The 13,345-nt window shown below is 63.6% G+C and carries 11 protein-coding genes and 1 tRNA gene; 9 read left to right on the top strand and 3 right to left on the bottom strand.

The window, feature by feature from the left end; translation table 11 throughout:
• Positions 1–176 precede the first annotated feature (176 nt).
• The 9 genes from ACESL5_RS08340 to ACESL5_RS08300 all read left to right on the top strand — a co-directional run bounded on the left by ACESL5_RS08340 (position 177) and on the right by ACESL5_RS08300 (position 9,283).
• Positions 177–253: transfer RNA gene (locus tag ACESL5_RS08340), tRNA-Met, on the top strand.
• A 194-nt stretch (positions 254–447) separates the two neighbouring features.
• A complete protein-coding gene (locus ACESL5_RS08335) occupies positions 448–963 on the top strand; it encodes an ATP-dependent zinc protease (RefSeq protein ID WP_372592322.1) in 516 nt (171 codons plus the stop codon).
• A 12-nt stretch (positions 964–975) separates the two neighbouring features.
• Complete coding sequence (gene rimK / locus ACESL5_RS08330; RefSeq protein WP_372592321.1) at positions 976–1,881, top strand: 30S ribosomal protein S6--L-glutamate ligase; 906 nt, start codon at positions 976–978, stop codon at positions 1,879–1,881.
• On the top strand, positions 1,881–2,918 hold the full coding sequence (locus tag ACESL5_RS08325; protein WP_372592320.1) for a succinylglutamate desuccinylase/aspartoacylase family protein: 1,038 nt from the start codon (positions 1,881–1,883) through the stop codon (positions 2,916–2,918). Before rimK ends, ACESL5_RS08325 begins: the two co-directional genes overlap by 1 nt.
• Positions 2,919–3,013: 95 nt before the next feature.
• Complete coding sequence (gene prlC, locus ACESL5_RS08320; RefSeq protein ID WP_372592319.1) at positions 3,014–5,062, top strand: oligopeptidase A; 2,049 nt, start codon at positions 3,014–3,016, stop codon at positions 5,060–5,062.
• A 7-nt stretch (positions 5,063–5,069) separates the two neighbouring features.
• The gene (locus tag ACESL5_RS08315; protein ID WP_372592318.1) at positions 5,070–6,176 is read left to right on the top strand and encodes an AI-2E family transporter; all 1,107 of its coding nucleotides are present in this window, start codon (positions 5,070–5,072) and stop codon (positions 6,174–6,176) included.
• 46 nt (positions 6,177–6,222) lie between these two features.
• A complete protein-coding gene (gene trmB / locus ACESL5_RS08310; RefSeq protein ID WP_372592317.1) occupies positions 6,223–6,924 on the top strand; it encodes a tRNA (guanine(46)-N(7))-methyltransferase TrmB in 702 nt (233 codons plus the stop codon).
• Between the two features lie 214 nt (positions 6,925–7,138).
• Positions 7,139–7,555: a universal stress protein gene (locus ACESL5_RS08305; protein ID WP_372592316.1), complete on the top strand. Its 417-nt coding sequence runs from the start codon at positions 7,139–7,141 to the stop codon at positions 7,553–7,555.
• A 63-nt stretch (positions 7,556–7,618) separates the two neighbouring features.
• A complete protein-coding gene (locus ACESL5_RS08300) occupies positions 7,619–9,283 on the top strand; it encodes a BCCT family transporter (protein WP_372592315.1) in 1,665 nt (554 codons plus the stop codon).
• Positions 9,284–9,383: 100 nt separating this feature from the next.
• Here ACESL5_RS08300 and ACESL5_RS08295 read toward each other — a convergent pair whose 3' ends face one another.
• The 3 genes from ACESL5_RS08295 to ACESL5_RS08285 all read right to left on the bottom strand — a co-directional run.
• Positions 9,384–10,085: a 3'-5' exonuclease gene (locus ACESL5_RS08295; protein ID WP_372592314.1), complete on the bottom strand. Its 702-nt coding sequence runs from the start codon at positions 10,083–10,085 to the stop codon at positions 9,384–9,386.
• Positions 10,086–10,088: 3 nt separating this feature from the next.
• Positions 10,089–11,996 carry a DUF294 nucleotidyltransferase-like domain-containing protein gene (locus ACESL5_RS08290; RefSeq protein WP_372592313.1) on the bottom strand — a complete coding sequence of 636 codons (1,908 nt, stop codon included), beginning with the start codon at positions 11,994–11,996 and terminating at the stop codon, positions 10,089–10,091.
• A gap of 130 nt (positions 11,997–12,126) precedes the next feature.
• Positions 12,127–13,345 (bottom strand): carbohydrate porin (locus tag ACESL5_RS08285; RefSeq protein WP_372592312.1); only part of this gene is annotated, 1,219 nt, incomplete at its 5' end.

Here is a 13,345-nt window from a genome sequence, read left to right as displayed (position 1 = left end):
CGGGATGGAGCAGTCCGGTAGCTCGTCGGGCTCATAACCCGAAGGTCGCAGGTTCGAATCCTGCTCCCGCAACCAGATCGAGAAAACCCCGGCCCCGGCCGGGGTTTTTTGCATTGTCGGGCAGGCCACCCCTTGACAGGGGGCCGGGTCTGCGTAGAATGCGCTCCAACAACAGACGCGGGATGGAGCAGTTCGGTAGCTCGTCGGGCTCATAACCCGAAGGTCGCAGGTTCGAATCCTGCTCCCGCAACCAGACAGGCAAACCCCTGACTCAGACAGCCGTCGAGTCAGGGGTTTTTCGTTGTGCCCCACCCCACCCGCCTGACGACCGCGAGAACGGACCCGAACGGGGATCATGGCCCCGGTCTTCTCCCATGTCCCGCCCCGAGCGTCTATGGTTTCTGGACACGCGAGCGAGAATTTTCATCCTGACGGGAGGGACGCCGGATGGCGCCGGGATCGCACAGGCCACGCAAGCATCAGGTCATCGGCTGGCGAGAGGACGTCGCGCTGCCCGAACTGGCCATCGGGCACATCAAGGCCAAGATCGATACCGGGGCGCGGACGACCGCGCTGCATGCCGAGGATGTCGAGGAATTCTGGCGATACGGCCATCGATGGGTACGGTTTCTCACCCCGCCCTACCATGGCCAGGACTGCGAACCAGTATCGGCCCGCGTGGTCGATCGTCGCGCCATCAAGAACACCAGCGGCATTCCGCAGATGCGAATCGTCATCCACACCATACTGGTGCTCGGGAACCGGCACTGGGGGATCGACGTCTCGCTGACGGACCGCAAGGAAATGGGCTTCGACCTGATTCTCGGCCGGACCGCAGTACGACGCCACGGCTTGCTGGTCGACCCCGGACGCTCGTATCTCATCGGCCCGCCGAAGGCCGAACTGATTTCATCATTGAACCTGTCCCCGCCGGACACGACCGGACAGGGCAAGCCTGCTTGAGGTGGAGCTTCCATGAATTTCGCGATGCTGGCCCGAAATGCCGATCTCTATTCCCATCAGCGGCTGCGCGAGGCCGCGGAAGAACGGGGGCATACGCTGGAGATCATCGACACCCTGCGCTGTTACATGAACATCGCCACGCGTCGTCCGGAGATCTACTACAACGGCGAGAAACTGCCTCTGTTCGACGCGGTCATTCCGCGCATCGGGGCCTCGGTGACCTTTTACGGCCTGGCGGTCCTGCGCCAGTTCGAGATGATGGGGGTCTTTCCGTTGAACGAATCGGTCGCTATCGAACGCTCGCGCGACAAGCTACGATCCATGCAGTTGCTCTCCCGGGCGGGTGTCAGCCTGCCCGTGACCACCTTCGCCCATGACCCCAAGCAGACCGAGGAGGTCATCCAACTGGCAGGCGGCACACCGGTGGTCATCAAGCTGCTGGAGGGCACCCAGGGGATCGGCGTGGTCCTGGCGGACACTAACCGCTCAGCCAAGTCGGTGATTGAAGCCTTCCGTGGCGCCGGGGTGAACATCCTTGTCCAGGAGTTCATCAAGGAAGCCGGCGGCACCGACATCCGTGCACTGGTCATTGACGGCAAGGTCGTGGCCACCATGCAGCGCAAGGGCGCGGAAGGTGAATTCCGCTCCAACCTGCACCGCGGCGGCAGTGCCCAGGCGATCCGCATCACGCCGGAAGAGCGTTCCACCGCCGTTCGGGCGGCCAAGGTGATGGGGCTCAACGTCTGCGGCGTGGACATGCTCCGGTCCAATCACGGCCCGGTGGTCATGGAGGTCAATTCCTCGCCGGGCCTGGAGGGCGTTGAGAAGGCTACCGGCATCGACATCGCCGGCAAGATCATCACTTTCCTGGAGAAGAAGGCCCGGCCCAACGCTACCCGGACGCGAGGCAAGGGCTGATGCGCACACCGTTTCACATCGGAGATCAGGAGATAGCCGCCGGAGAGCGCCAGATCGTCGACCTGCCCGTCAGCATTCTCTCCGACCACACGCCCGTAACGATGTCGGTCCACGTGGTTCACGGACGCCGGCCCGGTCCGGTGATGTTCGTCAGCGCGGCGGTCCACGGCGACGAGGTAATCGGGGTGGAGGTCGTGCGCCGGCTATTGCGCGCCCGCAATCTCGAGAGCCTGCGGGGCACCTTGCTCGCCGTGCCGATCGTCAACGCCTTCGGCTTCATGAACCAGTCGCGTTACCTGCCCGACCGACGTGATCTCAACCGGTCGTTCCCCGGTGGCCCCAAAGGTTCACTCGCCGCGCGGCTCGCCCACCTGTTCATGGAAGAGGTCGTGGCCCGATCGGATTTCGGCATCGACCTGCATTCGGCGGCGATACACCGGAGCAACCTTCCGCAGCTGCGTGTCGCCTCGACCACGAAACGTGCGCTGCAGATGGCCCAGGCGTTCGGTGCGCCGATCATTCTCAAATCGGGGCTGCGGGAGGGCTCCCTGCGTCAGGCGGCAAAGGACCAGGGAGTTGACCTTCTCCTCTACGAGGCGGGGGAAGCGCTCCGCTTCGACGAGTTCGGCGTGCGTGTCGGGGTCTCCGGTTGCCTGCGTGTCATGCACGCCCTGGGCATGATCCCTGCCAAGGGTATCCGCGAAAGCCGCGTCAAACCCATGGTCAGCACCGGCAGCCACTGGGTGCGGGCCCCCGTGGGCGGATTGCTGCGCACGTTTCGCAACATCGGAGACTCCGTCGAGGCCGGGGAAACCCTGGGCATCATCTCGGACCCTTTCGGCCAGGTGGACATCGAGGTGCCGACCCCGGAGGCCGGACTGATCATCGGGCGGAGCAACCTCCCCGTGCTCAACGAGGGAGACGCCCTGTTCCACGTCGCCCGCCTGGCGTCGCGCGCCGAGCCGGAACAGACGCTGGACACGCTCGTCGCCCACCTGGATGCCGATCCTCTCTTCGACGAGGACGAGATCATCTGAGCGGCCAATGCCGTGGAACATCCCGGCCGTGGCGCCGGAAATGCTAATCTGGGCCCTTCAATCAACGCCCACTGCACGACGCGAGACCGCACCCGATGGCCAACCCTCTTCTCGATACGCCCGACCTGCCCCGTTTCGATTCCATCCGGCCCGAGCACATCGAACCCGCCATCGACGAGGTACTGGCCGACAACCGCGAGCGTATCCGCCGGCGTCTTGAACAGGGCGCGCCGTTCACCTGGGAGAACTTCGCCGCTCCCATGGACGAGATGGCCGACCGTCTCGATCGGACCTGGGCCCCGGTCAGCCATCTCAACGCCGTGGTGAACTCCCCCGAATTGCGCGAGGCCTACGAGGCCTGTCTGCCGAAGCTTTCCGACTACGCCACCGAACTGGGCCAGAACGAGAAGCTCTACCACGCCTATGAGGCTATCCGTTCGGGCGACGGGTTTGAGCACCTTTCCATGGAAAGGCAAAAGGTTATAGACAACACCTTGCGTGATTTCCGCCTTTCCGGCGTGGCTCTGCCCGAGAAGGAGAAGGCCCGCTTCAAGGCACTGAAAAGCGAGCTGTCGCGGCTGACGACCACCTTCGCCAACAACCTGCTCGACGCCACGAATGCCTGGTCCCTCACGCTCACGGAGGAGGCCCGATTGGCCGGCATTCCCGCGTCGAGCCGGGCGATGTTCCGCCAGGCGGCCGAGGCGGAGGGCGAGTCGGGCTGGCGAATCACGCTGGACTTTCCCAGTTTCATTGCCGTGATGACCCACGCCGAGGATCGCAGTCTGCGAGAGACCGTCTACCACGCCTTCATCACCCGAGCCTCGGACGTGGGACCGCACGGTGGGCGCTGGGACAACAGCCCGGTCATGGAGCGCATCTTGGCCATTCGCCATGAAATTGCCGGGATGCTGGGATTCGCCAATTACGCCGAACGCTCGCTGGCCACCAAGATGGCCGACAGCCCCGAGGCGGTACTGGAGTTCCTCGAGCAGCTGGCCGAACAGGCCCTGCCCCGCGCCCGGGAGGAGATACGTGAACTCGCCGAGTTCGCTCGGGATGCCGGCGGCCCGGACGCGCTGGCACCCTGGGATGTCCCTTTCTACAGCGAACAACTCCGCGAGGTGCGCTTTTCCATCACCCAGGAACAGCTCAAGCCCTACTTCCCGGCCGATCGGGTGGTCGAGGGCCTTTTCCGGGTGGTCAGGCGGCTGTTCGGCATCCGCGTCACCGAGCGAGAAGGGGTCCCGGTCTGGCACCCGGACGTGCGGTTCTTCGAGATCCACGACCGCGAGGGAGAACTGCGCGGGCGCTTCTATCTCGATCTTTACGCCCGCAAGCACAAGCGCGGCGGCGCGTGGATGGCCGACTGTATCCAGCGCCGCCGATGCGAAGACGGCAGCCTGCAGGTCCCGGCCGCCTTTTTGACCTGCAACTTCAGCCCGCCGGTCGGCGATGAGCCGGCCCTGCTGACCCACGACGAGGTCACCACCCTGTTCCACGAGTTCGGCCACGGGCTGCACCATCTGCTGACCCGGATTGAAACCGCCGGGGTGGCCGGCATCCAGGGCGTGGCATGGGACGCCGTGGAACTGCCCAGCCAGTTCCTGGAGAACTGGTGCTGGGAACGTGATGCGCTCGACCTTTTCGCGCGACATCACGAGACAGGCGAGCCGCTACCCGACACGCTCTTCGAGAACATGCGTGCCGCACGGCAATTCCAGTCGGGCATGCAGATGGTGCGACAGCTCGAGTTCTCGCTGTTCGACCTGATCCTGCACCAGGAATACGATCCCGAAACGGGTGCGAGGGTCCAGGACACGCTGGACGAGGTCCGTCGCCAAGTAGCCGTGATCCAGCCACCGGAATACAATCGCTTCCAGCACGGGTTCGCCCATATCTTCGCCGGTGGATACGCCGCGGGCTACTACAGCTACAAGTGGGCCGAAGTCCTGTCGGCGGACGCCTACTCCCGCTTCGAGGAAGACGGCGTATTCAACGAGCGCACCGGTGCCGACTTCCTGGTGCATATTCTCGAGCGAGGCGGCAGCGACGATCCGATGTCGTTGTTCAAGGCCTTCCGCGGGCGGGAACCGAGCATCGATCCGTTACTGCGACAGTACGGCATTACCGCGGAAACCTGAGACGCCGATGAACTACGGAAACATCCCGACATCGCGTGACGGAACCCAGCGACCAGGAGCGGTCGTCTGGCTAGTCGGGGCCGCGGCGGTGTTCATCCTGCTCGCCGGCCTGAAGACCGTCAGCCACATCGTCACGCCCTTCCTGCTGGCAGCGTTCCTGGCAATCATCAGCGCACCGGTGCTCGCGTGGATGCACCAACGTGGCGTGCCGAGCATCCTGTCGATTCTGCTGCTGTTCTCGCTGGTCGGATTCGCCTTCTTCCTGCTGTTCCTGGCCCTTCAGGGCGCGGCGGAAAGCCTGGCCGTGCAGGCACCCCAGTACCAGGCCAAGCTCGCCGGCTGGATCGATCACCTGCGAAACCAACTCGAGGTCCGCGGCGCCCCACCGGAACTGCTGCCGGACACCATCCCCCTGCCCCAGGCCAGCACCGTCACGGGTATGGCGACCGGTATCGCCACCGGTCTGGGCCAGTTGACTGCGCATACCCTTCTGGTCCTGCTGGCGTTCATGTTCCTGCTGCTCGAGGAACGCACCCTGGCCGAAAAACTCGCCGCCGCCTTCCCGGGACGTCGCCGGGCACGAGTGCGCACTCGACGCTTCCTCCGCTCGGTCTTCCACTACCTGCTGATCAAGACGGGAGCCAGTCTATTGACCGGAATTCTTGTGGGTGTCGGCCTGAGCCTACTGGGCATCGATTTCGCCATCCTCTGGGGCATCGTGGCCGGCCTGCTGAACTTCATTCCCACGATCGGTTCGTTCATCGCCGCCATTCCCGCCCTGCTGGTCGCCATTGTCAGCGCCGAACCGGTGGAGGTTCTGATGGTCATCGCGCTCTACCTGGTCGTGAACGTCAGCATCGGCAGTATCCTCGAACCCCGGCTTCTCGGGCGGTCATTGGGGCTCTCGCCGGTGATCGTGCTCATCTCGCTGCTGGTATGGGGCTGGGTTTTCGGGCCGATCGGCATGCTGCTGGCCGTGCCGCTCACGATGATCGCCAAGCTCGCCCTCGACTCCAGTCCCCAGACCCGATGGGCCGGTATCCTGCTTAGCGACAGGGTACGGCGCCCGCCCGCGGCGACCAGCAAGGCAAACGAGCACTCGAACGAGCCGTGAGCCGAAGCATTCCCACCATGATGACCATTCCTGTCGTGGCAGGCCGATGAGCCGCCATCCTCTCCCTGCCTCCGGCCCGAGCGAGCGCAACGAATCGGAAGGTCGCTCCCGGCCCGTTCGTTCCACGCAAACCGCGCCACACGAGGCACTCGAAGCGGTGGTCGCCCGACATGCGGCGAGCCGGTTCGTCAAGCCGATCGCCGACTACAACCGACAGGCCTTCTTGGCCGTCGCCAACCAGGTCGAACAAGACGGACGGCCGCTGATCCTGGATTCCGGTTGCGGTACCGGCGACAGCAGCCGCCTCCTGGCCGCTCGCCATCCCGACCATCTTGTGATCGGAATCGATCGTTCCGCCGACCGGCTCTCCCGCCGACGTACTTCCACGCCGAGCAACTGCCTGCTCGTCCGGGCCGACCTGGTCGACTTCTGGCGACTGGCGCATGCGGCCGGTTGGCAGCCTGCACACCACTATCTCCTCTACCCGAACCCGGAACCCAAGCCCCGACATCTCAAGCGGCGATTTCACGCGCATCCGGTCTTCCCGACCTTCGTCGCCCTCGGCGGACGCATCGAGGCTCGCAGCAACTGGCGCGTGTACCTCGAAGAACTGGCCATTGCCCTGGAATTTCATGGCCGCGCCACTCGGCTCTTCCCCCTGGATCCCGGTCCGGAGCCACTGACGCTCTTCGAACGCAAGTACGCGGCCAGTGGGCAGGCACTCTGGCGCCTGACGACCACGGGCTGATCCGATGACAGCCCGACGGATCGGGTCAGGGCGATGGTGCCCATGGTTGACAGCGACGTTATGGTGACAAGGCACATGATCCCGGGCTATCCCTTGAACAATCCGGGATTTCGGTGCCTATACTCGAACGGACTTGAGGGATCTTCCTGAAGATCACTTGAGATCGAGAAACCCGGCCAGACACCATCATGCAACCGCAAGAGGAGCCAACTGCATGTTCAAGAAAATCATGGTGCCGGTGGACCTCGCGCATCTCGGAGCGCTGGAAAAACCGCTGAACGTCGCGGCCGACATGGCCAAGCACTACGGCGCCGCCCTTTGCTACGTCGGCGTGACCACGTCGCAACCCAGCTCTGTGGCACGCACCCCTGAGGAGTATCAGATGAAACTCCTGAAGTTTGCCCACGAGCACGCGCCAGACAATGGACAGGAGCCTGACGCACGCGTCTACAACAGCCATGATCCGGCCGTCGACCTGGACGACTTTCTCGTGCGGGCGGTCGACGAGATCGGCGCGGACCTCGTCGTCATGGGAACGCACCTGCCCCACCACATCGACGCGATCATGCCGGCCAATGGCAGCAAAGTCGCCGCGCATACCGACGTGTCTGTCTTCCTGGTCCGGCCCTGAGCCTGGCGGACAACACGTCCGACGCGGCAACGAAATCATAAAAAACACTACGGAGAGCACATCGTGGACAACAAGCCAGAAAACTCCCCGGATACGAACACGGAGTCGGTCGGGATTCCGGCGCCCGAGGGCCCGTCCAACCTGATCGACACCGACTACAAGATCGGCCAGGACAACTACCAGGCCGCGCCCATGGGCGTGAACGTGGATATCCACGGGGCGGTGTTCACCGTCTCCTCCCTGGTGATCCTGGCCTTCGTGATCCTCTCGCTCGCCCTGCCGGAACAGTCCACCGACTGGTTCGGCGCGGCGAAGGACTGGATCAACAACAACCTGAGCTGGTTCCTGATCGGTGCGGCCAACATCTTCGTCGTGTTGTGTCTGGTGCTGATCGTCTCGCCCCTGGGCAAGGTCCGCATCGGCGGGGCGAAAGCCACGCCCGACTTCGGCTACCTCTCTTGGTTCGCCATGCTGTTCGCCGCCGGCATGGGCGTGGGGCTGATGTTCTACGGCGTTTCCGAGCCACTGACCCACTACGGCACCTCGCTTGCGGGGACCACCATGGGAGAAAACGGCGTGCGCTCAGACTGGGCACCGCTGGGGGCCGCCGCCGGTGACGAGGGCGCCGCCCTGAGCCTGGGCATGGCCGCGACCATCTTCCACTGGGGTCTGCACCCCTGGGCGATCTACGCGATCGTGGCGCTGTCGCTGGCGATCTTCTCCTACAACAAGGGCCTGCCGCTGACGGTCCGCTCGATGTTCTATCCGCTGCTGGGCGAGCGCATCTGGGGCTGGCCGGGCCACATCATCGATATCCTGGCGGTGTTCGCCACCCTGTTCGGTCTGGCCACCTCGCTGGGTATCGGGGCGCAACAGGCCGCCGCCGGGCTGGAGCACCTGTTCGGCATTCCCGGGGGTGACACCACGCTGGTGCTGCTGATCGCCGGCATCACCGCGGTTGCGGTGGTCTCGATCGTCGCCGGTGTCGACAAGGGCGTGAAGCGACTGTCCGAGATCAACCTGGTGCTGGCCTTCCTGCTGCTGATGTTCGTCGTGTTCGTCGGCCCGACCCTGATGATCGCCACCGGCTTCGTGAAGAACCTCGGCTCGTACATCGCCGAGCTGCCGTTCCTGTCCAACCCGTTCGCCCGGGAGGACGCCAACTTCAGCCAGGGCTGGACGACGTTCTACTGGGCCTGGTGGATCAGCTGGTCGCCGTTCGTCGGCATGTTCATCGCCCGGGTCTCCCGCGGGCGCTCGGTACGCGAGTTCCTTACCGCCGTGCTGCTGATCCCTTCCACCGTGTCGGTGTTCTGGATGACCGCCTTCGGCACCACGGCGATCCACCAGTTGCAGCAAGGCTTCGAGGGCGCGAAGGACGCCGACCTGCCCGTCCAGCTGTTCGAGGTGCTCGGCCAGATGCCGCTGGCGGAAATCACGTCCTTCGTCGGCATCGTCCTCGTAATCGTGTTCTTCATCACCTCGTCCGACTCCGGCTCGCTGGTGATCGACACCATCACCGCCGGCGGCAAGATCGACGCGCCGAAACCTCAGCGTGTCTTCTGGGGCGTTATCGAGGGTGCGATCGCCATCGCCCTGCTGGTCGGCGGCGGTCTGGCTGCCCTGCAATCGGCTGCAGTGGCGATGGGCCTACCCTTCACCATCGTGCTGTTGGTCGGCTGCTATGCCATCGTGAAGGGGCTGATGAGCGAGCCGCGCGGTACCTGACCTCTCACCGGCTCGACGAGATAACGACAGAAAGGCGGCCCTTTGGCCGCCTTTCTTTTTTCTCCATCGGATTTTCATCTCCCGGCTCAGGGATCCTCGCTCAAAGCCAGAGCCGTCCTACCGGCGTATGCGGGGAATGGTGATGCGCGATCTGTGCCTGGAACAGCTCCGCGGTAGCCAGCGCGTCCAACTTGGCATGATGCGAGGAATACGGCGGTAGTCCGTAACGCGCCCGGCTCTCGGCCAAGCGGATGGACGGCGGTCGCCGGCCCAGCATGCGCGCAAGCCGCTGCCATCCGGTCGGGCGGGTGTGGCGCGCCTCCAGTTCCATCGTGTCGATCAAGGGGAAGAGACAGCGCTCACCGCGCCGATCGAGCACAGCCGCATCGAGGAAAGGCCGTTCGATATGCCGATAGTGCACGACGACGAGATGACCCTCGAGGGCAGCGAGCAGGTCGTCGAGAATATCGTCAAGATCCGGGGCGCCAGCCACCTCGGCGTGGGTGATGCGGTGGAACTGGATGGATTCCTCACTCAGGTCGCGCGGCGGGCGCAATACCCAGTAACGACCCGCTGCCGGTGCTATCGATCGTAGCGTGAACGGTACCAGGCCGATGCTGACGATGGCGTGCCGGTCCGGGTCCATGCCCGTTGTCTCGAAATCCATGGCCATCAAGGACACATCCTCGAGCGGCGTTTTCTCGTCAGGGAGCCCCACGGCATAGAAACGCCGCAACGCCGGATCCCGGCAGGCCGATGCCTGCCGCTCGAAGAACGTGTTCCAACTAATGCGTTCAGTCATGAGTCAGGAGGGCTTTCGGGCCGGCGTGGGATAGCGGAAGCGCAGGAATTTCTGGGCATTGCTCAATACCTGAAAGGCGTCCTTGAGGTTGTGACGCTCGGCATCCGAGATGTTTTCCGGCTCGATGTTGTTGTCCGGATCGTGATGATGCTTGAGATCATGGGCCTGGTGGCGAATGCGCACCATGGAGATGAACTCCAGTGCGTAGCGCAGCTTGTCAGTCTGCCCTGCCGGCAGGGAGTTTGCCCGGGTGATGTCGTCGAGTCGTTCGAACGAATTCTGTGCACGCGAGCCAACGGCCAGGGCGTGCACGCGGATCACGTCCACCATCGGGGCGGTACCGCGGCGCTTGAGATTGATCGAGTTGTTGTGGCGGCCGTCCTTCTCCATAACGAATGTGCGGAAGAAGCCCAGCGGCGGCGTGCGACTCAGGGCATTGCGCGCCAGCGCTGCGAGGAACAACGGGCTGGTGCTGGCCCGTTCGGCAATCAGGTCCTGCAGTCCCTCGACGAATCGCTCCTCGCCGTGCACCGCGTCGAGATCGAAGAAGATCGAGCTGTGCAGCAATCGTTCCGGATCGGGATCGCTGATCCACTCCTCGAAGTAACGCTTCCACACCGACAGCGGCTGGCGCCATTTGTCGTTGGTAGCCATGATCCCGCCGTTGCAGTACGGGTAGCCACAGGCATGCAGGCCGTCACTGACCCGTCGGGCCAGTTCCGCAAACCAGGCGTCGTGTTCCTCGGGCACAAAGGTATCGTCCAGAATCAGGGCGTTGTCCTGGTCGGTGCTGATGCTCTGTTCGTTTCGCGCCATGGAGCCGTTGACCATGAAGCAGTACGGAACCGGGGCAGGCCCGATCTCGGCTTCGGCCAGCTCGATCAGCCGCCGGATAAGACTGCGGCCGATGCTCGACATCGCCTCGCCGATCATCTGCGAGGTCGCGCCGTCGTCCACCAGCCGCACGAACGCGGCGCGCACGTCCGGCATGAGCCGGGCCAGCCCCTTGACGGTACCCTGGTTGAAGATGTTGCTCACCAGATAGAGGCTGCTGTGCGTCTCGTAACGCACGATGTCCGATAGGTGCACTACGCCTACCGGCCGACGCCGGTGCAGCACGGGCAGGTGATGGACGTTGTTGCGGAGCATGGCCAGCATTGCCTCGTAGACCGACTCGTCGGACTGGATAGTGACCAGCCGATCATGCTTGATCTCTGCCAGAGGGGTGTCCCCCGATCGCCCCGATGCCAGCACACGCATGCGCAGGTCCTGATCGGTGAGGATGCCGGTCAGGCGCCAGTGGCCGTGCTCCTCGCCGGCAAAGCCCTTGTCGTCTTCGGGGTCTGTCGGAGAGATAAGCAGGATCGACGAGACGAGATGATCGGTCATCGCCCGGGCCGCCTCATGCACCGTCGCCGTTTCCTCGATCATCACCGGCGTGCGACTGAGCAGCCGACGCACGCGCGTGACCATCATGTCGTTCTCGCGCTCGTTCTGCTGAACCGTGGCCTGCAGCCGCGGACCGGACAGCTCCACGAAGTCGGCGAAGTGATCGTCTCCGTCGCAGAGGCTGTCGAACAGATCGGCCGGGATCAGGTAGAGAAGCGAGTCCTCGATCGCCTTGGCCGGAAAGCGGACACGCCGGTTGTGCAACAGCCCCGTGTGCCCGAGGATGTCGCCTTCGCTCAGGCGATCATAGAGTTCGCCGTTGTGGCGATAGACCTCCACGGCCCCGCTTCTCACGTAGCGCAGCGAGTCGATCGGCTCGCCGTATTCCTGTACCGGCGTGCCCGCCCTGAAATACGCGATTTCGACCGCGGCCGCGAGACGGTCGAGCCATGCCTCCTCCAGCCGGTCGAACGGCGGAAAGCGACTCAGGTGCTCCCGTATTTCCCTGACTTCGGCTTCCATGACGGCCTCCCCGTTATTCACCTGGCACCCTGCCGATTCTAGAAGGGATCGCCGGGCCCTTGCGGCATGTACATACAAAAAAGGCGGGCTTCGGCCCGCCTCGTTCGATCTTACAAACGGGAACAATGGGTTAGAAGTAATAACCCACGTTGATGTTGAAGATCGTGTTGTCATCCCCGTCGGAGGTCATGCCGTTGGCGACAAACGGCTGGTTCTCACCGTTTATGATGTCGAAGTATGCATAAAGGCCCCCCGCCGACACGGCCATGCCGGTGACGTTCATGTAGGTGTCCTCGAAATCGTTGTTCTTGTCGAAGATCAGGCTGTAGTCGTTGTAGAACGACAGCGAGGAAATCGGTCCCCATTCGACCGGCATCGTGTAGGCCACGTTGGCCGTCACGGCATTGGCTGACAGCGGTCCCGTATAGAGCCCTGCGTAGTAACCGTAGTTGATGAAGTCGGCAGTCGGGTCGTCGAGATCGTACTCCCAGTCGGTGTACTGCAGCTGCACGTTCCAGCGGTCGTAGTCGGCGACCAGGTGGGCGGCCGCGGCGTAGTAATCGCCGTCTCCGTCGCCCGTGGAGCCATCGAGCTGGCCGTACTTCAGGGAGGCGCCCGGCTTCAGGGTGAGATTGTCGGTGACGGCATAGTCATATTCCGCCCGGGCCGCGAGCGTATTGACCGCTTGGGTGTTCTGCGCCCCCTCATCGGCAGCAATAGCATCCGTGTCCGGGTAGTTATACCCGACCACATTGGCCGAATACGACTCAAGACTACTACCGCCACGCTCGTCGTTCTTCAGCAACGCCAGATCGAAGCGCCAGTCACCCGGCGTATACGTCGTGCCGATGCCGAAGTCGTAGTTGTCCTCGAGACCGACGTAGTACAGCGAGGAGAAGTAGAAGTTGTGCGAGTTGTACGGCAGTACACCGAAAGGCACCTGGAAGATACCGGCACGCGCCGTCAGATCGTCGGTGAACTCGTAACCCACCCAGGCATGATGGATGACGGACATGTACTCATACCAGCGCCATTCGGCAGAGAGAATCACGTCGCCGATATCGCCGTCGAAGTTGATCCGGAACGTATCAAAGGCCAGATCACCGCCCCTGTCCTTGTTAGCCTGGTCATCGTCATTGACCGTGTAGTTGAATCGCACCGCGCCGCCAACGTCGATGCCGTCATCGGACTCTTCCTGGGCCGCAGCCGCTTGCTGGGCTTCGGCCGCCTTCTGCTCGGCAGATTCCTGCTTTTCCGCCAACTGGTCGTTTCGTGCGCGCTCCTTCTCCAAGTCGGTCTGCAGGGTCTGCACTCGCTGCTTGAGCTGCTCGATCTCGTCCAGGATCTGC

This window comes from Guyparkeria sp. (assembly GCF_041687595.1).
GTDB lineage: Bacteria > Pseudomonadota > Gammaproteobacteria > Halothiobacillales > Halothiobacillaceae > Guyparkeria.
Note: the sequence above shows the minus strand (reverse complement) of the source record. Positions and strands in the feature narration are given on the sequence as shown.

What these genes read in the sequence shown, in the direction of transcription:
- ACESL5_RS08335 (WP_372592322.1), top strand. Translation starts at nt 448, where the DNA reads ATGGCGCCGGGATCGCACAGGCCACGCAAGCATCAGGTCATCGGCTGG.
- rimK (WP_372592321.1), top strand. Translation starts at nt 976, where the DNA reads ATGAATTTCGCGATGCTGGCCCGAAATGCCGATCTCTATTCCCATCAG.
- ACESL5_RS08325 (WP_372592320.1), top strand. Translation starts at nt 1,881, where the DNA reads ATGCGCACACCGTTTCACATCGGAGATCAGGAGATAGCCGCCGGAGAG.
- prlC (WP_372592319.1), top strand. Translation starts at nt 3,014, where the DNA reads ATGGCCAACCCTCTTCTCGATACGCCCGACCTGCCCCGTTTCGATTCC.
- ACESL5_RS08315 (WP_372592318.1), top strand. Translation starts at nt 5,070, where the DNA reads ATGAACTACGGAAACATCCCGACATCGCGTGACGGAACCCAGCGACCA.
- trmB (WP_372592317.1), top strand. Translation starts at nt 6,223, where the DNA reads ATGAGCCGCCATCCTCTCCCTGCCTCCGGCCCGAGCGAGCGCAACGAA.
- ACESL5_RS08305 (WP_372592316.1), top strand. Translation starts at nt 7,139, where the DNA reads ATGTTCAAGAAAATCATGGTGCCGGTGGACCTCGCGCATCTCGGAGCG.
- ACESL5_RS08295 (WP_372592314.1), bottom strand. Translation starts at nt 10,085, where the DNA reads ATGACTGAACGCATTAGTTGGAACACGTTCTTCGAGCGGCAGGCATCG.
- ACESL5_RS08290 (WP_372592313.1), bottom strand. Translation starts at nt 11,996, where the DNA reads ATGGAAGCCGAAGTCAGGGAAATACGGGAGCACCTGAGTCGCTTTCCG.